General features: G+C 66.2%; 16 protein-coding genes. 11 read left to right on the forward strand and 5 right to left on the reverse strand.

Annotated features, from left to right (window positions below; genetic code table 11):
* Positions 1 to 5: 5 nt before the first annotated feature.
* The 4 genes from NPJ82_RS06045 to NPJ82_RS06060 are packed head-to-tail and all read left to right on the forward strand — an operon-like array spanning position 6 to position 6,437.
* On the forward strand, positions 6 to 1,526 hold the full coding sequence (locus NPJ82_RS06045) for a TolC family outer membrane protein (RefSeq protein WP_342658684.1): 1,521 nt from the start codon (positions 6 to 8) through the stop codon (positions 1,524 to 1,526).
* A 25-nt stretch (positions 1,527 to 1,551) separates the two neighbouring features.
* The gene (locus NPJ82_RS06050) at positions 1,552 to 2,103 is read left to right on the forward strand and encodes a DUF2497 domain-containing protein (RefSeq protein ID WP_149681785.1); all 552 of its coding nucleotides are present in this window, start codon (positions 1,552 to 1,554) and stop codon (positions 2,101 to 2,103) included.
* A gap of 33 nt (positions 2,104 to 2,136) precedes the next feature.
* Positions 2,137 to 3,750 (forward strand): histidine kinase famiy protein, encoded by a 1,614-nt coding sequence (locus NPJ82_RS06055; RefSeq protein ID WP_342658685.1) that lies wholly within the window; start codon positions 2,137 to 2,139, stop codon positions 3,748 to 3,750.
* A gap of 41 nt (positions 3,751 to 3,791) precedes the next feature.
* Complete coding sequence (locus NPJ82_RS06060; RefSeq protein ID WP_342658686.1) at positions 3,792 to 6,437, forward strand: valine--tRNA ligase; 2,646 nt, start codon at positions 3,792 to 3,794, stop codon at positions 6,435 to 6,437.
* Between the two features lie 35 nt (positions 6,438 to 6,472).
* Here NPJ82_RS06060 and NPJ82_RS06065 read toward each other — a convergent pair whose 3' ends face one another.
* The gene (locus NPJ82_RS06065) at positions 6,473 to 8,248 is read right to left on the reverse strand and encodes a cation:proton antiporter (RefSeq protein WP_342658687.1); all 1,776 of its coding nucleotides are present in this window, start codon (positions 8,246 to 8,248) and stop codon (positions 6,473 to 6,475) included.
* 125 nt (positions 8,249 to 8,373) lie between these two features.
* Here NPJ82_RS06065 and NPJ82_RS06070 point away from each other — a divergent pair, with 125 nt between their 5' ends.
* Complete coding sequence (locus NPJ82_RS06070; protein ID WP_342658688.1) at positions 8,374 to 8,814, forward strand: cytochrome C; 441 nt, start codon at positions 8,374 to 8,376, stop codon at positions 8,812 to 8,814.
* A 61-nt stretch (positions 8,815 to 8,875) separates the two neighbouring features.
* Here the strand turns inward: NPJ82_RS06070 and NPJ82_RS06075 are convergent, their stop codons facing one another.
* Positions 8,876 to 10,096, reverse strand: a complete 1,221-nt coding sequence (locus NPJ82_RS06075) for an NADP-dependent isocitrate dehydrogenase (RefSeq protein WP_267349442.1) — start codon at positions 10,094 to 10,096, stop codon at positions 8,876 to 8,878.
* Between the two features lie 135 nt (positions 10,097 to 10,231).
* On the opposite strand from NPJ82_RS06075, the gene NPJ82_RS06080 reads away from it, so the two are divergent.
* Together NPJ82_RS06080 and NPJ82_RS06085 are read left to right on the forward strand one after the other, a co-directional pair.
* Entirely contained in the window at positions 10,232 to 10,954 is a 723-nt protein-coding gene (locus NPJ82_RS06080; protein ID WP_112382613.1) for a phosphatidylserine decarboxylase, read from the forward strand.
* Positions 10,954 to 11,766: a phosphatidylcholine/phosphatidylserine synthase gene (locus NPJ82_RS06085; RefSeq protein ID WP_342658689.1), complete on the forward strand. Its 813-nt coding sequence runs from the start codon at positions 10,954 to 10,956 to the stop codon at positions 11,764 to 11,766. Before NPJ82_RS06080 ends, NPJ82_RS06085 begins: the two co-directional genes overlap by 1 nt.
* Here NPJ82_RS06085 and NPJ82_RS06090 read toward each other — a convergent pair.
* Complete coding sequence (locus NPJ82_RS06090; protein ID WP_267349445.1) at positions 11,702 to 12,091, reverse strand: hypothetical protein; 390 nt, start codon at positions 12,089 to 12,091, stop codon at positions 11,702 to 11,704. The two genes, NPJ82_RS06085 and NPJ82_RS06090, sit on opposite strands and share 65 nt — an antisense overlap.
* A gap of 176 nt (positions 12,092 to 12,267) precedes the next feature.
* On the opposite strand from NPJ82_RS06090, the gene rpsB reads away from it, so the two are divergent.
* On the forward strand, positions 12,268 to 13,086 hold the full coding sequence (gene rpsB / locus NPJ82_RS06095; protein ID WP_149681778.1) for a 30S ribosomal protein S2: 819 nt from the start codon (positions 12,268 to 12,270) through the stop codon (positions 13,084 to 13,086).
* Positions 13,087 to 13,176: 90 nt separating this feature from the next.
* A complete protein-coding gene (gene tsf, locus NPJ82_RS06100; protein ID WP_112382610.1) occupies positions 13,177 to 14,112 on the forward strand; it encodes a translation elongation factor Ts in 936 nt (311 codons plus the stop codon).
* Positions 14,113 to 14,248: 136 nt separating this feature from the next.
* On the opposite strand, the gene NPJ82_RS06105 is transcribed toward tsf, so the two are convergent.
* Positions 14,249 to 16,915 carry a DUF5695 domain-containing protein gene (locus tag NPJ82_RS06105; RefSeq protein WP_342658690.1) on the reverse strand — a complete coding sequence of 889 codons (2,667 nt, stop codon included), beginning with the start codon at positions 16,913 to 16,915 and terminating at the stop codon, positions 14,249 to 14,251.
* A 218-nt stretch (positions 16,916 to 17,133) separates the two neighbouring features.
* Between NPJ82_RS06105 and NPJ82_RS06110 the strand changes: the two genes are divergently transcribed.
* Positions 17,134 to 18,240 (forward strand): family 43 glycosylhydrolase, encoded by a 1,107-nt coding sequence (locus tag NPJ82_RS06110; RefSeq protein ID WP_342658691.1) that lies wholly within the window; start codon positions 17,134 to 17,136, stop codon positions 18,238 to 18,240.
* 47 nt (positions 18,241 to 18,287) lie between these two features.
* The gene (locus tag NPJ82_RS06115) at positions 18,288 to 18,680 is read left to right on the forward strand and encodes a hypothetical protein (RefSeq protein WP_342658692.1); all 393 of its coding nucleotides are present in this window, start codon (positions 18,288 to 18,290) and stop codon (positions 18,678 to 18,680) included.
* On the opposite strand, the gene NPJ82_RS06120 is transcribed toward NPJ82_RS06115, so the two are convergent.
* Positions 18,677 to 19,327, reverse strand: a complete 651-nt coding sequence (locus NPJ82_RS06120) for a L,D-transpeptidase family protein (protein WP_342658693.1) — start codon at positions 19,325 to 19,327, stop codon at positions 18,677 to 18,679. The two genes, NPJ82_RS06115 and NPJ82_RS06120, sit on opposite strands and share 4 nt — an antisense overlap.
* Positions 19,328 to 19,332: the final 5 nt, after the last annotated feature.

The raw sequence follows: 19,332 nt of genomic DNA on the forward strand, positions 1-19,332 counted from the left end.
AAACCATGCGCCTCCGCCCCGTCCGCCTGCTGCTGATCGGCGCAGCCATCGTTCCGTGCGTGCCGGCGTCGGCCGACACGCTGCGGGAGGCACTGCTGAAGGCCTATCAGGGCAATCCCACGATCACGGGGCAGCGGGCACAACAGCGTGCCACGGACGAGAACGTCCCGATCGCGCGGGCGGGGGCGCTGCCGACGGTGAACGCGACGGGGCAGTTGACCGAGTTCGTGGTCCAGGCGAACAACAATTTCGTCAATCCGACCCGACAGGGCGTGGCCAACGTCCAGCTTTCCGTGCCGATCTATCAGGGTGGCGCGGTCAAGAACGGGCTGCGCGCGGCGGAAACCCGCGTCGATGCCGGTCGCGCGACCCTGCGCAGCACCGAGGCGCAGATCTTCACCTCCGTCGTCAGCGCGTACATGAACGTGATTCGCGACGAGGCGGTGGTCGGGCTGAACACGCAGAATGTCCGGGTGCTGGAGACGAACCTGCGCGCGAGTCGCGACCGGTTCGAGGTGGGTGACCTGACCCGCACCGACGTCGCCCAGTCGGAGGCGCGACTGGCTCAGGCGCGCGCGCAGCTGCAATCGGCGGAGGCACAGCTGATCGCCAGCCGAGAGGATTATATCAACGTCGTCGGCTCGCCGCCCGACCGGCTGGAACAGCCGCCGTCGCTGCCAAACTTGCCCGATGCACCGTCCACGGCCGTGTCGGTCGCGCTGGAAAGCAATCCGCAACTGCTGGCCGCGCGTCGCAATGCCGATGCGACGCGGTTCGATATCGGCGTGGCGCGCGCCAACCGCCTGCCGCGGCTGAATGCGGTGACCAGCGGGTCCTACTTCAACTATCTTGATTCGCTGACCGATCAGGCGGTTCGCGCCGGCATTCCGGGATCGGGCAAGAATGTGAACGCCGGCCTGCAGTTGAACGTGCCGCTGTTCCAGGGCGGGCTCCCGGCCGCGCAGGTCCGCCAGGCGGAGGCGCTGCGCGCCCAGGCCATCGAGAATGTCACCGCGACCGAGCGGCAGGTGATCGCGCAGGCGCGGTCCGCCTATGCCCAATGGCAGGCCTCGCGCCAGGTGATCGCCTCGTCCGAGGCCGCGGTCAGTGCGAACACGCTGTCGCTGGAGGGTGTTCGTGCCGAGAACAGCGTCGGCACCCGCACCGTGATCGAAATCCTGAACGCCGAGCAGGAACTGCTCAACAGCCAGGTGCAGCTCGTCACCGCCCGGCGCGACGCCTATGTCGCGGGCTTCGCGCTCTTGGCGGCGATGGGCAATGCCGAGGCTCGCGACCTGGGGCTCGACGGTGGCGTGCTGTACGATCCGGTGGTCAATTACCGCCGCGTCCGCAACCGGATCAACGACTGGGGCGGAGACGGCGAGCCCATGCCGGTCGCCGTCTCCACGGCCAACACGCCGGCGCAGACCGCGGTCGTCACCCGTCCTCTGGACAGCACGGTCGATCGACCGGTTGACAGAAGCCCGGCTTTAACCACAGGTGCGGAATCGCCGAACAGACAATAGGACGTCAACCGGGGTGATTGCTGTCATGGGGGATATCAGCGCGGAACCGTCGATGGAGGAGATCCTGTCTTCCATTAAGCGGATCATCGCGGAAGAAGGGGATGCACCGGGCCGCCCGCGCCGCCCTGCGCGCACCATGCCGCCGCCGATGCTGCATCCCTCACTGGACGATGCCGATGACGAGGATGAGGACGATGCAGGCGAGGTGCTGGAGTTGAGCGACCCCATGCCGGTTCCGCCGCCTGTGCCCGCCGCGCCCCCTGCCGCTTCGCCGCTGCTCAGCAAGCCCGCGCCGCGTGCCGCCGCGCCTGCCCCGGCGCCCGCACCTGCACCCCAGCCCGAACCGGCTGCCGATCCGATCGTATCCCCCCGTGTCGCCGAGGCGAGCCGTGGTTCGCTGGAGGCGCTGACCCGTTTGATGGTCAAGCCGGAGGCCGGGAGCGACGGAACGCTGGAGGGACTGGTGCGCGAGATGCTGCGTCCCATGCTGCGCGAGTGGCTGGATGCCAATCTGCCGAACATGGTGGAAAGCATGGTGGCGCGGGAGATCGCCCGCATCACCGGCGAAGGGCATTGATCCGGCAACTATCGGTGCCGTCGGACACTATCGATGCCTGACCACGAGGGTGGCGAGACGCCGCACACGCCGCCACCGCGTGACCGCAAGGCCGAAGCCCAGCAGGAGGGCAGCAGCGACATCTTCTTTGCGGCCGTGAAGGCGACGCGGATGCCGATGATCGTCACCGATCCGCATCAGCCGGACAATCCGATCATCTTCTGCAACGACGCCTTCACCTTCATGACCGGCTATACCCAGGCGGAAATCGTCGGGAGCAACTGCCGCTTTCTCCAGGGACCGGAAACCGATCGCAGCGTCGTCGATCAGGTGCGCACCGCGATCCGCACGCGCGAGGAAGTCGCGGTCGAGATCCTGAACTACCGGAAGAACGGATCGACCTTCTGGAATGCGCTGTTCGTGTCGCCGGTTTATGACGATGACGGGGAACTCGTCTATTTCTTCGGCAGCCAGCTCGACATTTCGCGGCGGCGCGAAGCGGAGGATGCGCTGCACGAGGCGCAGAAGATGGAGGCGGTCGGCAAGCTGACCGGCGGCATCGCGCACGACTTCAACAACCTGCTCCAGGTCATTCTGGGCTATGTCGACATATTGGAAGCGCGGGTTGCCGATGGTGACCGGGCGTCGCGGCGTGCCGTAGAGGCGATTTCGGGGGCGGCCAGCCGCGGTGCGACGCTGACCCAGCAATTGCTGGCCTTTGCGCGCAAGCAGGAACTGCGCGACCGGTTGCTCAACTTCAATTCGCTGGTCACCGATTTCCGCCCGATCCTGGACCGGACGGTGGGGGATGCGGTCGCGCTGCGACGGCAGCTGGCGGACAATCTGTGGAATTGCCGGATCGATCCGGTGCAGGCCGAGATGGCGCTGCTCAACATCGTCGGCAACGCGCGCGACGCGGTGGACGACGACGGCGGGCGCATCACCATCGCCACGCGCAACGTCCTCCTGCCGGAAGATGCCGATGACGAGGGGGGCGCCGCGCTGAAGCTGGATGCCGGCGAATATGTGCAGGTAACCGTCGCGGACAACGGCCCCGGCGTCGATCCGGCGATCGCCGACAAGATCTTCGACCCGTTCTTCACCACCAAGGACATGGGCAAGGGCACCGGCCTTGGCCTGGCGATGGTCTATGGCTTCATGCGCCAGTCCGGCGGGCTGGCGACGGTGGGGACCAGCGACGATGGCGGTGCGCTGTTCTCGCTCTATTTCCCGCGCGCCAGCGGTGCGACCGAGCGGCGACCGAACCCGGCCCTGTCCAAGCCCGCCGCACACGGCGTGGAGCGCGTGTTGATGGTCGAGGACCAGGAAGAGGTGGGCGAACTGGGCCGCGCCATGCTTCAGGACCTGGGCTATGACGTGGTCCTTGCCCATAACGCGCGCGAGGCGCTGGACGTGCTGGCGCGCGACGCCAATTTCCAGTTGTTGTTCACCGACATATTGATGCCCGGCGGCATGAACGGCGTCGGTCTGGCGCAGGCGGTGAAGCGCGATTACCCGCGCACTGCGATCCTGCTGACCACCGGGTTTGCCGATGAGGCGATCGACGAGGGTTCGCGCTCCTACGAGCTGATCCGCAAGCCCTATCGTCGCGGGGAATTGAACGAGCGCATCCGCGCCGTCCTCGACAAGCCGGGCGCGCGCACCTGATGGTCTAGCGCCCGGCCGCGACGCCGATTAAGGGCAGGGGCATGACCGAACTGCCCAAGACCTTCGACCCCGCCGCCATCGAGGCCCGCTGGTATGCCCATTGGGAGCAGGAGGGGCTGTTCCGTCCCGAGCGCCCGCATGCCGAGCCGTGGACGATCGTCAACCCGCCGCCCAACGTCACGGGCAGCCTGCATATCGGCCACGCGCTGGACAATACGCTGCAGGACATCCTGACGCGCCACGCCCGGTTGAAGGGCAAGGACGCACTGTGGGTGGTCGGTACCGATCATGCCGGCATTGCGACCCAGATGGTGGTCGAGCGCAATCTGGCGCAGCAGGGTGTGAAGCGCACCGACCTCGGCCGCGATGATTTCGTCGCCCGAATCTGGGACTGGAAGGCGGAGTCGGGCGGCCAGATCACGCGCCAGCTTCGCCGGCTGGGCTGCTCGATGGACTGGGCGAACGAGCGCTTCACCATGGACGAGGGCTTCTCCAGGGCCGTGCTGAAGGTGTTCGTCGAACTGCACCGTCAGGGGCTGCTCTACCGCGACAAGCGGCTGGTGAACTGGGATGCGGGCCTTGGCACCGCGATCAGCGACCTGGAGGTCGAGACGCGCGAGGTGCAGGGCAAGTTCTGGCACCTGACCTATCCGCTGGCCGATGGCAGCGGCACGATCTCGGTGGCGACGACGCGGCCGGAGACGATGCTGGCCGACATGGCGGTGGCGGTAAATCCGGACGATCCGCGCTATACCGCGCTGATCGGTGCGCAAGTGCGCCTGCCGATCACCGGCCGCCTGATCCCGATCGTCGCCGACGAGCATGCCGACCCCGAACTGGGCTCGGGCGCGGTGAAGATCACGCCGGGCCACGACTTCAACGATTTCGAGGTCGGCCGCCGCGCCGGGATCGAGGCGCGCGACATGCTCAACATGCTCGATGCGAAGGCGCGCATCTGCCAGACCGCGGACGGGCTGGTGCCCGAAGCACTGATCGGGCTCGACCGGTTCGAGGCGCGCCAGGCCGTGATCGCGCTGCTGGAAGAGGCGGGCGTGCTGGAGCGGGTCGAGGACCGGGTGATCCAGACACCCTATGGCGACCGATCGGGCGTGATGATCGAGCCGTGGCTGACCGATCAATGGTATGTCGACGCCAAGACGCTGGCGCAACCGGCGATCGAGGCGGTGCGATCGGGTGCGATCAAGCTGGTGCCGGCAAGCTGGGAGAAGACCTTCTTCAACTGGATGGAGAATATCCAGCCCTGGTGCGTCAGCCGCCAGCTTTGGTGGGGCCATCAGATCCCCGCATGGTTCGCCGAGGATGGCCGCGCCTTCGTCGCCGAAACCGAGGAAGAGGCGCAGGCACAGGCCGGCGCCGGCGTGGTGCTGACCCGCGATCCGGACGTGCTGGACACCTGGTTCTCCTCCGCATTGTGGCCGTTCGCGACGCTCGGCTGGCCCGACGCGGCGGATCCGACGCTGGGTGGTCGCTATCCCAATGACGTCCTCGTCTCCGGCTTCGACATCCTGTTCTTCTGGGATGCCCGGATGATGATGCAGGGCATGCAGTTCATGAAGGACGTGCCGTTCCGCACGCTCTACCTGCACGGGCTGGTCCGCGCGGCCGACGGCTCGAAGATGTCGAAGTCGAAGGGCAACACGGTCGATCCGCTCGGCCTGATCGACCAATATGGCGCCGATGCGCTGCGCTTCTTCATGGCGGCGATGGAGAGCCAGGGCCGCGACATCAAGATGGATGAGCGCCGCGTCGAGGGGTATCGCAACTTCGCGACCAAGCTGTGGAACGCGGCGCGCTTCGCACAGGCCAATGGCATCGGCGCCTCCGCGACGCTCGACGCGCCGGTCGCCACGCTGGCGGTGAACAAGTGGATCATCGCCGAGACGGTGAAGACGGTGCAGGCGGTGGACCTGGCGCTGGCCGATTACCGGTTCGACGGGGCGGCCAACGCGATCTACCAGTTCGTCTGGAGCCGTTTCTGCGACTGGTATCTGGAGCTCATCAAGCCGGTGCTGCAAGGCGGCGAGGCCGGTGGCGAAGAGACCCGCGCGGTCGCCGGGTGGGTGCTCGACCAGATCCTGGTGCTGCTCCACCCGTTCATGCCCTTCATCACCGAGGAATTGTGGCACGCAATGGGGCCGCGCGATCATGACCTGATCGTCGCCCAGTGGCCGATGGCGGACGCCCGCGCGCTCGATCCGGAGGCGGAGCGCGAGATCGACTGGCTGATCCGGCTGGTCGGCGACATCCGCGCCGCGCGCACCGAACTGAACGTGCCGCCCGGCGCACGCCTGCCGCTGCACGTCCGCGATGCGCATGACGATACGCTGGCACGCCTCGACCGGCAGGCATCGGTGCTGGCGCGGCTGGCCCGCGTAGACCGCGCCGAGGGTGACGCCGCCAGCGGCGGGGCCGCCCAGGTGGTGGTGGACGAGGCGACGTTCATCCTGCCGCTGGAAGGCGTGATCGATCTGGATGCGGAGCGCGCCCGTCTGACCAAGGCGATCGCCGCGGCCGAAAAGGAGCGCGATTCGCTGGGCGCGCGGCTGGGCAATGCCAGCTTCGTCGAGCGCGCCAAGCCCGAGGCGGTGGAAAAGGCGCGGGCCGATCATGCCGACAAGATGGCGGAAGCGGCCCGGCTGCACGCGGCGCTGGGCCGGTTAGGGTAAGGTGGGAAGCGGGGCGGCACCGTCCCCGCCCGCCATCAGCCGGTCTCGCTCAGCCGCTTGATCCGGCGGATGCGCGGTTCGCGGGTCAATTGCGCCTCGCGCCGGATCGTCTGGCGGAGTTCGTCGCGTTTTTCGTGGATCGAGGCGATCACCGGGCCCATCGCGACGCCAAGATCGACCAGCACCGCCTCGGAGAGTTGCAGCGAGCTTTCCAGCGTTTCGGGCACCGCATCGGTGACGCCCGCACGGTAGAGTTCGGCGGCATGGCTGGCATCGCGGGCGCGCGCGATGATCGGCAGGGCCGGCACCGCCTGCCGGATGCGCCGCGCCAGCCGGACGGTCAGCACCGGATCGTCCATGGTCAGGATCAGCGCGCGCGCCTGTGCCAGGTTCAGCCGGTCGACCAGTTCCGGCCGCGCGACATCGCCGAACAGCACCGGATAGCCGGCCCGCCGCGCCTCGGTCACGGCGTCGATGTTCGCCTCCACCGCCAGATAGCGCTGGCCGTGCGCGGTCAGCATATCCGACACCAGCTTGCCGACCCGGCCGAAACCGATGACGACCGCGCCGGGACCTTCCGTCTCCACTTCGGGGATCGGTGGGCCTTCTCCGGCCTGCTCGATCCGGCGCGAGGCGATACGCCCGGCCTTGGCAAGGAGCGGAGTCAGCGTCAGGCCGATCGCGGTCACGGTCTGCCAGAAGGCGGCGGTCGACGGCTGGATCAACTGCGCCTGTGCCGCCGTCCCCAGCACGATCAACGTGGTCTCCGACGGGCTGCCCATCAGCAGGCCGGTTTCCGCCGCGGTGCCGCGCCGGGCATGGGCGACGCGCAGCAGCAGATAGGTAACGATCGCCTTCACCGCGACGACGCCGATGACGGCGGCGAGCAGCGACGGCCAGTTCTTGGCGATCAGGCGCAGGTCCAGGCTCATGCCCACGGTGATGAGGAAGACGCCGAGCGCCAGCCCCTTGAACGGGGCGGTCATCACCTCAACCTCCGAATGATACTCGGTTTCCGCGATCAGCAGGCCGGCGAGCAGCGCACCGACGATCGGCGACAATCCGGCCGCGGTGGTCGCGACGCTGGCGACGATCACCACCAGCAGCGACGCGGCCAGGAACAACTCCGGGCTCTTGGTACGCGCGGCCTGTGCGAACAGGCGCGGCAGCACGATGCGCCCACCCAGATACATCGCGACCACGGTCAGGCCACCACGCAGAGCGACGCCGGCGATGCCCACCCAGCCTTCCTCGCTGGCCGTCGGCGCCATCGCACCGAGCGCGAAGATGATGGGGACCAGCGCCAGATCCTCGAACAACAGCATCGCGAACGCGCCGCGCCCGACCGGACTGGTCGTGCCTACCAGCGGCAGCACCAGCGCGGTGGACGAGAGCGCCAAGGCCAGCCCCAGTCCGATCGCACCGCCCCAGCTTTGCCCCAGCAGATGCAGCGCCAGGCCGATCAGAAAGGCGGAGCCGAGCAGTTCGGTCACGCCGGTGCCGAACACCAGCCGCCGCATCGACCATAAGCGCCGGAACGACAATTCCAGTCCGATCGAGAACAGCAGCAGGATGATGCCGAACTCGGCGAAAGGCTCGATCGATTCCGGGTCGGAAATGGTTACATAGTAAAGCCAGGAGGCGTCGGGCACGAGCGAGCCGAGCCCGGCCGGGCCGACCAGCAGGCCGACCAGGATGAAGCCGATCACCGGGCTGACCCGGAAACGGGCAAAGGCCGGGATGACGATGCCTGCCGCACCAAGGATGACGAGCGCGTCGCTGAAGCCGTGATTGTCGAGCCGAAGTGCCATGGCCGCAGCTTAACCAGCCCATGTCCCCCTTGTCAGGTATGTTTTGCACAAACCGGGCGCCCGGTCGCCGGATGGGACGAACTGTCCACTGCGCGGGGGGCGGGCGGGGCCCTATCTGCCGCGGCATGACGAAATGCTGGTGGGCGCTGCCCGTGACGATCCTGTTGGCGCTGGCGGGATGCGGTGATGATGACCACGCCAGGCGGCTGGCATCGGCGGGGCCGAACCCGTCACTCGATGCGCTGATGCGGGTCGCCGATCCCGGTAATGGCCGGCGCGTGTTCGGCCAATGCCTGGCCTGTCACACGATCGGGCAGGGGCAGCTGGACCGTGCAGGGCCGAACCTGCATGCGATCATGGGCAAGCCGGTTGCGGGCGGCAGCGATCGGTTCGGCTATACGGTGGCGCTGTCGCGCGTCGGCGGGCGTTGGGACAGGGCGACGATGGATCGCTGGCTTGCCGATCCGCAGCGTTTCGCGCCGGGCACGCGGATGAGCTTTGCCGGGCTTGCCGATCCGCTCGATCGTGCCGACGTGATCCGGTATCTGGAGGCGGAAGGGGAATAGCCCCCGCCGCGAGGGAAACGGGCCCCGGTCGTTGCCGGAGCCCGCTTTCCGGTGGTTCAGCTCAGGCCCAGTTGCCCATCTCGGCTTCCAGGTTCGAACGGATCTGCTCGAAGAACTGTTCGGTGGTCATCCAGGGCTGGTCCGGGCCGATCAGGATCGCCAGATCCTTGGTCATGTGGCCGTTCTCGACGGTCTTGATGCAGACCTGCTCCAGCGTCTCGGCGAAGCGCGTCACGTCCGGCGTACCGTCGAACTTGCCACGGAACTTCAGGCCGCCGGTCCAGGCGAAGATCGACGCGATCGGGTTGGTCGACGTCGCCTTGCCCTGCTGATGCTGGCGATAGTGGCGGGTGACGGTGCCATGCGCGGCCTCGGCCTCGATCGTCTGGCCGTCGGGCGTCATCAGCACCGAGGTCATCAGGCCCAGCGAGCCGAAGCCCTGCGCCACCTGATCCGACTGCACGTCGCCGTCATAGTTCTTGCACGCCCAGACGAACTCGCCGTGCCACTTCAGCGCGGAGGCGACCATGTCGTCGATCAGGCGGTGCTGATACTCGATGCCCGCGGCCTGGAACTGGTCCTTGAACTCGGCGGCGTACACTTCCTCGAAGATGTCCTTGAAGCGGCCGTCATAGGCCTTCAGGATCGTGTTCTTCGTCGACAGGTACACCGGCCAGCCGCGGCCCAGGCCGTAGTTCATCGAGGCGCGCGCAAAGTCGCGGATCGATTCGTCGAGATTGTACATGCCCATCGCGACGCCGGCCGCGGGGAAGTCGAACACCTCCTCCTCGATCGTCTCGCCATTCTCGCCTTCCCACTTCATGGTCAGCTTGCCCTTGCCGGGCACCTTGAAGTCGGTGGCCTTGTACTGGTCGCCAAAGGCGTGGCGGCCGACGACGATCGGGTGCGTCCAGCCGGGGATCAGGCGGGGTACGTTCTTGATGACGATCGGTTCGCGGAAGACGACGCCGCCCAGGATGTTGCGGATCGTGCCGTTGGGCGAGCGCCACATCTTCTTCAGGCCGAACTCCTCGACGCGCTGCTCGTCGGGGGTGATCGTCGCGCACTTCACGCCGACGCCGTACTTCTGGATCGCCTTGGCCGACTGGACGGTGATCTGGTCGTCCGTCTCGTCACGCTTCTGGATGCCCAGGTCGTAATATTCCAGGTCGATGTCCAGATACGGCTTGATAAGGCGCTCGCGGATCCATTCCCAGATGATCCGCGTCATCTCGTCGCCGTCGATCTCCACGACGGGCGTCTTCACCTTGATCTTGGCCATCTTCACTTCCTTGGCAGGGGTGGTTTGGGCATGCGTCTAGGGGAGGGGGGCGGCTGGATCAACCGGGGGGCGGGGCACGGGCCGTCGCGCACCGAAAACATTGTGTCGTGCGCCCGCCACCGGTAGACTGATGCGATGCCTTCGCTTGAAAAGCCCCCTGTCGCCACGACCACGGTCAAGTGGCGCTTCCCCGCCGTCCATCCGGAAGGGCGCAAATACGTCCTGATCGCCGGCGGCCTCACGTTGCTCGCCACGCTGGTCACCAAGATCCTGTTCTGGCCGTTCATCGGCCTGTGCATCTGGGTGGCGGCGTTCTTTCGCGATCCGATCCGCACCACGCCGCAGGGCGACGACCTGATCGTCGCACCCGCCGACGGCCTCATCACCATGATCCAGCGCGTACCCATTCCGCGCGAGCTGACCGGGGAGCTGGGCACCGCGCCGATGATGCGGGTGTCGATCTTCATGTCGGTATTCGACGTGCACATCAACCGCACCCCGATCGCAGGCACGATCCGCCAGGTCGTCTACATCTCCGGCAAGTTCCTCAACGCCGACCTCGACAAGGCATCCGACGAAAACGAACGACAGCATTTCGTGGTCGAAGGCCGGGACGGTCGCAAGATCGGCTTTACCCAGATCGCGGGGCTGGTCGCACGCCGGATCGTCGGATTCGTGAAGCCCGGAGACATGGTCGCGGCCGGCCAGCGCATCGGCCTTATCCGCTTCGGCAGCCGCGTCGACGTGTATCTGCCCGATGACGTGATGCCGCAGGTGACGCTGGGGCAGCGTTCGATCGCCGGGGAAACGGTGCTCGGCCGTGTCGGTGGACGACCCGTTACGGGCGTCGCGCAGTAATGGCGCTGCCGCGCCGGTCCCGGCTGCGCCGTGCGCCACGCGGACTGCCATTGCGGGCGGTCGCCCCCAATGCGGTAACGGCGCTCGCCCTCTGTTCCGGTCTGTCGGGCGTCCGCTTCGCCATCGGCGGAGAATGGCAGAGCGCGGTTGCGATGATCATGATCGCCGGCGTCCTGGACGGGCTGGACGGACGGATCGCTCGCCTGCTTCACGGTGAAAGCCGGTTCGGGGCGGAGCTGGACTCGCTGTCCGACGCCATTTCGTTCGGCGTCGCACCAGCGCTGATCCTGTACCTCTGGTCGCTGTCCAGCGCCCCGCGGATCGGATGGATCTGCGCCTTGCTGCTTGCGGTGTTCTGCGCGCTACGACTGGCGCGGTTCAATGCCGCGATTGACGAGGTGGAGCAGCCGCACAAATCGGCCGGCTTCCTGACCGGCATTCCGGCGCCCGCCGGAGCGGGGCTCGCCATGCTGCCCATGTATCTGTGGTTCTGGACCGGCGAAACGCTGTTCGCCTCGCCCTATCTGGTCGGCCCCTGGGTCGCGTTCATCGCGATGCTGATGGTATCAAGCGTCGCCACCTTTTCATGGGGATCGTTCCGCCTGCGCCGTACGGTGCGCTTCGAAGCGCTGGCGCTGGTCGTCCTGCTCGGTGGGGCGCTGGTGTCCGTGCCGTGGCACACGCTCACGCTGATCTGCGTCGCCTATCTCGCCAGCATCCCATTCAGCATGATGAATTACGGACGGGTCAGGCGGCAGCGCGCGACTGGCGCACCGGAACATAAGCCGGCGACATCGACGACCAGCGCCTGACGGCAATCCGGCGCTCGGCGACCACCAGCTGGCTCAGGGGCGTGAACGCTGGTTCGACATGGCCGGACGCAAGATGCAGAATGCGCCGCCACTGGGGGGCGACCATCATGGCGATCACCGACACGGCAGTGACCAGGGCACCCACGAATACCAAGACACTCAGCACTGTAACCATGATGCCCTCCGGTCCGACGCTCAATCGAACGTCTCGATCAACAGACGCATAGTGGACAGGTTCCGGGGCTGAGTCGGTGAGTTGCACCGATTTCAAGACGTTTCGCATGTGAAACGCGACGAATCGCTCCGTGTCCTCTATGTGGTCCATGTATGTTCCACATTCGTTCCAGCGGTCAACCTGTTTTTCAGCGGATTGCAGAAGGCCGTTCGATGCGGTAAGGCGCGCGCCTCAACACCGCATGGGAAGCATCACATACCGGTGCGCAGGCCTTAGGCTGACGCGTCATCCGCTTCCCAGAGGACAAACCGGAAAGGAATTTCACTATGGCGGCACCTGTCGTCACCATGCAGCAGCTCGTCGAGACCGGCGCGCACTTCGGCCACCAGACCCACCGCTGGAACCCGAAGATGAAGCCCTACATCTTCGGCGACCGCAATGGCGTCCATATCCTCGACCTCTCGCAGACCGTGCCGCTTTTCGCGCGCGCGCTGGAGTTCATCAGCTCGTCGGTCGCCGGCGGCGGCAAGGTGCTGTTCGTCGGCACCAAGCGCCAGGCGCAGGAAGCGGTTGCCGATGCGGCCCGCCGCTCGAACCAGCATTTCGTCAACCACCGCTGGCTGGGCGGCATGCTCACCAACTGGAAGACGATCTCGAACTCGATCAAGCGTCTCAAGTCGCTCGAAGAGCAGCTTTCGGGCAACACCGCGGGCCTGACCAAGAAGGAAGTCCTGCAGCTCACCCGTGAGCGCGACAAGCTGGAACTGTCGCTGGGCGGCATCCGCGACATGGGCGGCGTGCCCGACGTGATGTTCGTGATCGACGCGAACAAGGAAGAGCTGGCGATCAAGGAAGCCAACACGCTGGGCATCCCGGTCGTCGCCATCCTCGATTCGAACGTGTCGCCGGACGGCATCGCCTTCCCGGTGCCCGCCAATGACGACGCGAGCCGTGCGATCCGCCTGTATTGCGAAGCCGTGGCGATCGCCGCGACCCGCGGCGGCCAGGAGCAGCAGCGCCGCAGCGGTGCCGATGTCGGTGCGATGGCCGAGCCGCCCGTCGAGGAAGCGCTGAGCGTCGAAGAGCCCGCCGCGGCGAACGTCGAGGGCGCTGGCGCCGAGGCCGAGCGCCAGATCGACGCCTAATCGTCGTCAAGACGTCATGCGGGCGGGATAGGGCGGCGACGCCCCGTCTCGCCCGCAACCATATCGAACGATCAAAGAGGATTACGGAACATGGCTGAGATCACGGCAGCGATGGTCAAGGAGCTGCGCGAAAAGAGCGGCGCCGGCATGATGGACTGCAAGAAGGCGCTGAACGAGACCAGCGGCGACATGGACGCCGCAATGGACTGGCTGCGCACCAAGGGCCTGGCCGCGGCCGCCAAGAAGTCCAGCCGCACGGCGGCCGAGGGCTTGGTCGGCGTTGCGACCGCCGGCACCAAGGGTGCCGCGATCGAGGTCAACTCCGAGACCGACTTCGTCGCCAAGAACGATCAGTTCCAGTCGTTCGTCCGCGAGCTGACGCAGATCGCGCTCAACACCGGTGACGATCTGGACGCGATCAAGGGCGCCGCAATGCCGTCGGGTACGACGGTCGAGGAAACGCTGACCAACAACATCGCGACGATCGGCGAGAACCAGGCGATCCGCCGTGCCAAGCGCCTCGAAGTGTCGAAGGGCGCGGTCGTGTCCTACGTCCACAACGCGGCATCGCCGGGCCTGGGCAAGATCGGCGTGCTGGTCGCGCTCGAGTCCGAAGCGTCCGACGAGGTGCTGCAGGGCCTGGGCAAGCAGCTTGCGATGCACATCGCGGCCGCTTTCCCGAAGGCGCTGAACGAAGGCGATCTGGACGAGGCCGAGATCGAGCGCGAGCGCGCGATCGCGACCGAAAAGGCCAGCGAGAGCGGCAAGCCCGCCGACATCATCGCCAAGATGGTGGAAGGCTCGATCGCCAAGTACCGCAAGGAGCATGCGCTGGTCAGCCAGCTGTTCGTGATGGACGGCAAGACCAAGATCAGCGACGTCGTTGCCAAGGCTGGCAAGGATGCCGGCGCCGAGATCGTGTTGAAGGACTATGTCCGCTTCCAGCTCGGCGAAGGCATCGAGAAGGAAGCATCCGACTTCGCCGCCGAAGTGGCGGCGGCTTCGGGCGTTCCGCAGAAGGCCTGAACCCGCTTTTCCCCGGGCGGGAACGTCCGGGGACCTGGCGACAGGACAAAGACGCCGTGCAGCGATGCACGGCGTCTTTTCTGTTGGGCTTGGAACAGTGATGCAAAGCCCTCCCCGGCAGGGGGAGGGCACCGGATCATGGCCGGGTCAGTTCGATCCTTGTGGCGCCATGGCCGAGCGGCACGGTGTAGCCACCTCGCTCCATCTTGCCGTTGTTCAGGACATAGGTCTTCGCACCCGCCATCGTTCCTTCGACGAATACCCGCGCGGCTGGCGTATTCGGTGCCGCCGGGTCCAGCGTCAGGGTGATCCGGCCGGTTTTCGGCACGTAACACGCCTCCGCGATCCTCCCGGCCTCCAGGGTGATCCATTGACCAACGGGCGCGACGAACAAGCGGGTGCGTGCACCGTCCTTCGGGACGATCGTCACCGTGCCGGCGTTTTCGACCACGCTTCCGCCGAAACCGACCCAGCCAAAGGTCGGATGATCGACCAGATAGGTCGCCGCGGTCAGGGCATGGCCGTAATATCCCATGCCATAGTCACCGCTATACGGGTCCCATTTCATCATGTCCGGCCAGGCATGGAAAGCGGCGGACGAGAAGCCCTGCTGGTCGATATTGGTGATGCCGCCCATCATGCCGCCATAGGCGACCCGTAACAGGTGCAGATCGGCCGGATTCTGGCGATAGGCATCGAACAGGGGCACCGCGTTCAGCGCCGATCCGTAGTGATGGATCTGTCGTTCGATACGCGGATACTTGCCGCCATACAGGAAATCCCAGTAGCGGCGGGCATTGCCGTTATACCCCCAGCTGGGCACCGTCGGATCATATCCCAGGATCACCTCGCGCGTGACGTCCGCCTGTGGCTGGAAACCGAAATAGCGCATCCAGGCATAGACTTCCGGCTGGCCGGTCGAATCCCAGGCCATTTCCGATCCGAACGGATATTTCAACGTGCGCCAGTGATCGGCCCGCGCCTTCATCAGCCGCTCCATGTCGGCAGCCTTTGCGGTCATGCCTTCGCGCTTCAGATCCTTCAGGATGTCGAGAAAGACGTCGCCTTCCATCAGGCCGAATTCGGCATAATGCGCGCGCGTCATCGCTACCGAGGTTTCATACGCCCGGTCCAGATACCAGCGCCAATCGTGCCGGCTGACCATGCCGGGATGATTGCGGGCGATGCGATACAGCACCCAATAGCCGATCGCGACATGGGGGTAGTTGTAGGCACGCCCCAGATCATTGGCATCCTTCTCCTTCCACGACGTCCAGCTTTTCCACTTCTCCGGATCACCGGTGTAGAGCGTAGGGAACTTGACCGGATCGTAATAGAACAGGCTCTTCTTCACGCCGCCGGCCTGTGGCCCGCTGACCACCTGCAGGCGGCCATGCACGGTTTCATCCACCAACCGTTCGATCTTGGCGACCTCCTGCGGGTCGGGATGATCGAGTTGCTTCATCGTCGCCGCAACCCAGCTGCCGCCGCCGCCCTCGTCGCTCATCCCCGCGATCCAGACGCGTGGTTCGACATCCACGATCGCCTTGCTTTCGTTGTCATAGGTCAGGATGGCCGGGCTGCGGCCAAAGGGATCGCCCTTGCCCTCATACCATTGCTGGTTCGTCGAAAAGCGCCCCAGGTCCGCCATCGCCTGATCGAGCGGCTTGGTGATGAAGTAGCTGACCGTCTGCTTCGTGCCGTCGGCATAGCCGATCGTCAGCCGCGCAGGCCCCCATTGGCTGCCGCGCAGCGCGAGCCGTGTCCAGCCCTTCACCGTGCCGGCGGGCTTCGCCGTTACCCTGCCTGCGGGATAGCTCTCGATCGAGGTGATCGCGGCCGGCCCGCGAACGAACAGCGCCGCATCCTGATCGGTAGGAACGACATAGCCGGGCAGGCCGACCGCGACGGGACGATTGTTGGCGATCAACGTCGGTTCGATCGCACGGATCGATGGAGACTGGGCGAAGCGTACGCCGACTTCCAGCGTTTCGCCGGGCGAGAGCGTGCGGGCGGTGGGGGCGTTCCATTGTTCGCCCGCCTTTTTCCATTCACGCTCGCCATAGCCGGCGGAATGTACCGTCCAGTCGTAAAAGCCCTCGGAGGTCTGTCCGCGCGGGCTGCGATCGGTGAAGATCGATCCGTCCTCGGCTTCGCCGGGGTTCTTCAGCGGGACATATGCTTCCAGCGGCGTGTTCTTGGCCGGCAGGACGAGCAGCGCGGGACCAAGCCCGTTCAGGCGTGTCACCTGAAGATAGCCGGCATCGCGCCCGATATAGGGATCGACGAAGCTGGCCTGCGCATGGGCCTGTTCCAGATTGCGATCGGTGATGATGTTGTCGAACACCATCGGCATGCCCAGCGCGCCGATCTCGACCGGTGTGGTGGTAGTGTTGGTGATGCGAAAGGCGAGCGCAAGGCGCCCGTCTTCGTTGCGCCAATAGCGCTCGACCCGGACCGGGGCACCTTCGCCCATGCTGGCGGTGATGTCGGCCGCAGCGATGATCGTGCCGCCGCTGGGAAGGGGCCGGATCGGGCGGCGTTCATGCGCGGAGGCGAAGTCGCGCCACGTGCCGCCGGGGGTACGCAGGCGAAGGTTGAGATCGCCGAGATGATTATAGCCATCACCGCTTCGTTCCGCTTCGCGCGCGGTGGGTACGAAGCTGAAGCCCGGCTCACCCGCAGGAGACAGGCGTGCCAGCGTCTGCGTGTCTCGGCGCAGCGCCAGGCGGAACGGGCCGACGCTGTATTCGGTCGTCGCGACCGGGCGAACGGCCGGTTTCGGTACATCCTGCGCAATCAAGGCGGAGGTAGCCGTGCCCAACGTCAAGGCAAACACTATGGCAGGACGAAGGAGCGGCATGACGGACCTCGTTGAGCAAGCTGCGAGAGACGGAAAGGCGCCGGAATGCGCCCGTTCGTTGAAGCGTATCGGCCCACGCCACAACTTTCAATCATTGTTATACGGTATATTGTCATTCGATTGCAGTTGGAGGAAGATACCGGCAACGGGAGATGAAGATGAAGCCGATTGGATGGTTGGCGATGGCGCCGGCATTGCTGCTGGCAGGACCTGCGGCTGACGGGCAAACGGTGCAGTCTGCGGGTAATCCGATCCTTGCAGACGGACGGTATTACACCACCGATCCCGCCCCCGTTGTCAATGGCGATACGCTGTACATCCTGGCAGGGCGCGACGAGGCCCCCGACGGGGTGAACGACTTCATCATGAACGAGTGGCAGCTTTTATCCACGCAGGATCCGGCGTCGCGTCGGTGGCGCCATGATCCCGGCATCGCGCGGCCGGAGCGCCTGTTCGCCTGGGCGTCGCCGGGCCGCGCCTATGCCGGGCAGATCGTGAAGGCGAGGAACGGCCGCTTCTACTTCTACGCGCCCGTCGAGGAGCGGAACAGCGACGCCCGGGACCGGTTCGCGATCGGTGTCGCCGTATCGGACAGTCCCCGCGGTCCGTGGAAGGATGCGCATCCTGCGGGGCCAATCATCTCGCAGCGCGTGCCGGAGAACAACGACATCCAGAATATCGATCCGACGGTGCTGGTGGATGAGGATGGGCGGGTGTTCATCTATTGGGGGACGTTCGGGCGGTTGCGGGGGATGGAACTGGCATCGGACATGGTGAGCGCCAAGGGTCCGGAGCAGGTGATCGAGGGGCTGACGGGCTTTTTCGAGGCGCCGTGGATCATGAAGCGCAAGGGCGTGTATTATATGCTTTATGCCGGCAACAACGCCGGACCGGACAGCCCGTGCACGCCAGCACTATACCATGCGTGCCAGGCTTATGGCACGGCCACGTCGCCGCTGGGGCCGTGGACCTATCGCGGGGTCGTGCTGAAGCCGGTATCGTCCACCACGTCGCATGCGGGGGCGGTCGAATTCAAGGGGAAGTGGTACATCACCTACCACACTGCGGACGCAAAGGGCGGCGGGCATTTCCGCCGCTCGGTCGCGATCGACCGGCTGGAATGGGACGACAGCGTGACGCCGGCGGCGATCCGCCCGGTCGTACCGACCATCGCCCCCGCGCCGCCCCGCGCCCCGGCCGCAACATCGCCCCCGCGGCCACCCCCACCGCCGGCCCGAACGCGCTACCCACCCAATTCTGGCTGAAATCGCTGAACGACGGCATCATACGCGCTGCACCGCTGCCGCCCGACATGTGGTCGAGTTGGCGGGGCAAGGACAATCCCGCAACGCCGTGGATCGAATATCGCTGGGCGGCCCCGGTCACGCTGAACGGCAGCCGCATCCGCTTCTTCGCGGACCAGCCGGCAGGGGCCGGCGAAGGGGTGGCGCCGCCCGCATCGTGGCGGCTGGAATATTGGGATGGCGGCTGGAAGCCGGTTCGGGGAGCCGGCCCCTATGGCACGTCCGCCGATAAGTGGCAGACGGTGGCTTTCCCGCGCGTGACCACCCGGTGCCTGCGCGCGCAATTCGTGGCATCGAAAGGGGCGGGCGTCGGGGTGCAGGAATGGGAAGCGCTGGCCCCCCAGGCGACCGTGCCGCCGCCCGCCCCGAAAACCGCCGCCCCGCCCTGCGACCGCCCCTAGCTGGTGATCGTATCGCCCATCTGCATCATCTTGCCATTGGTGACGATGACCGTGTCACCCAGCTTGGCCGCCGTGAACAGGCGCCGCGCGAAGCCGGGCGGCACGCCGATGCAGCCATGGGTCGCATAGCCGAACCGCACGTCGCTGGCGTGAATCGCGACACCGTCGCGGGTGAGACGCAGCATATAGGGCATCGGTGCGTCATACAGGTTGGAGACGTGATCGGCGTCCTTTTCCAGGATCGGGAAGACGCCAAGAGGGGTCGGCTTGTTATCCGCGCCGTACAGGATGGCGGCCGCGCCGATTTCGTAGCCGTCGCGAAATGCCGAAATGGTCTGCGCCGCCAGATCGATGGTGATGACCAGTGGGCCCGTCGGTACGCCCGCATCATCCCAGACGAAATCACCGTGGCGCAGGGGCTTTTCGAGGTGAAGGATGCGGCGGACGACCAGCGGGGTTGGGGTCGCCGTTGGAATGGGCGCGGGAGTTGGAGTCGGAGATAGCTTTGCGGCCGCCTTCCGGGCCGGGGGCGGCGCCACGCTCGAACCATCCGCCGCCATCGCGAACATGGCGGCGCTGCCCGCGGTGACGGACAGGATCGCGATCGCGGTGATCCGCGCGGCAAGGGGGCGCCAGGCATCGGCCATGAATG

The sequence above is a fragment of the Sphingomonas sp. NY01 genome (assembly GCF_038809135.1).
In the GTDB taxonomy this organism is placed as follows: domain Bacteria; phylum Pseudomonadota; class Alphaproteobacteria; order Sphingomonadales; family Sphingomonadaceae; genus Sphingomonas; species Sphingomonas carotinifaciens.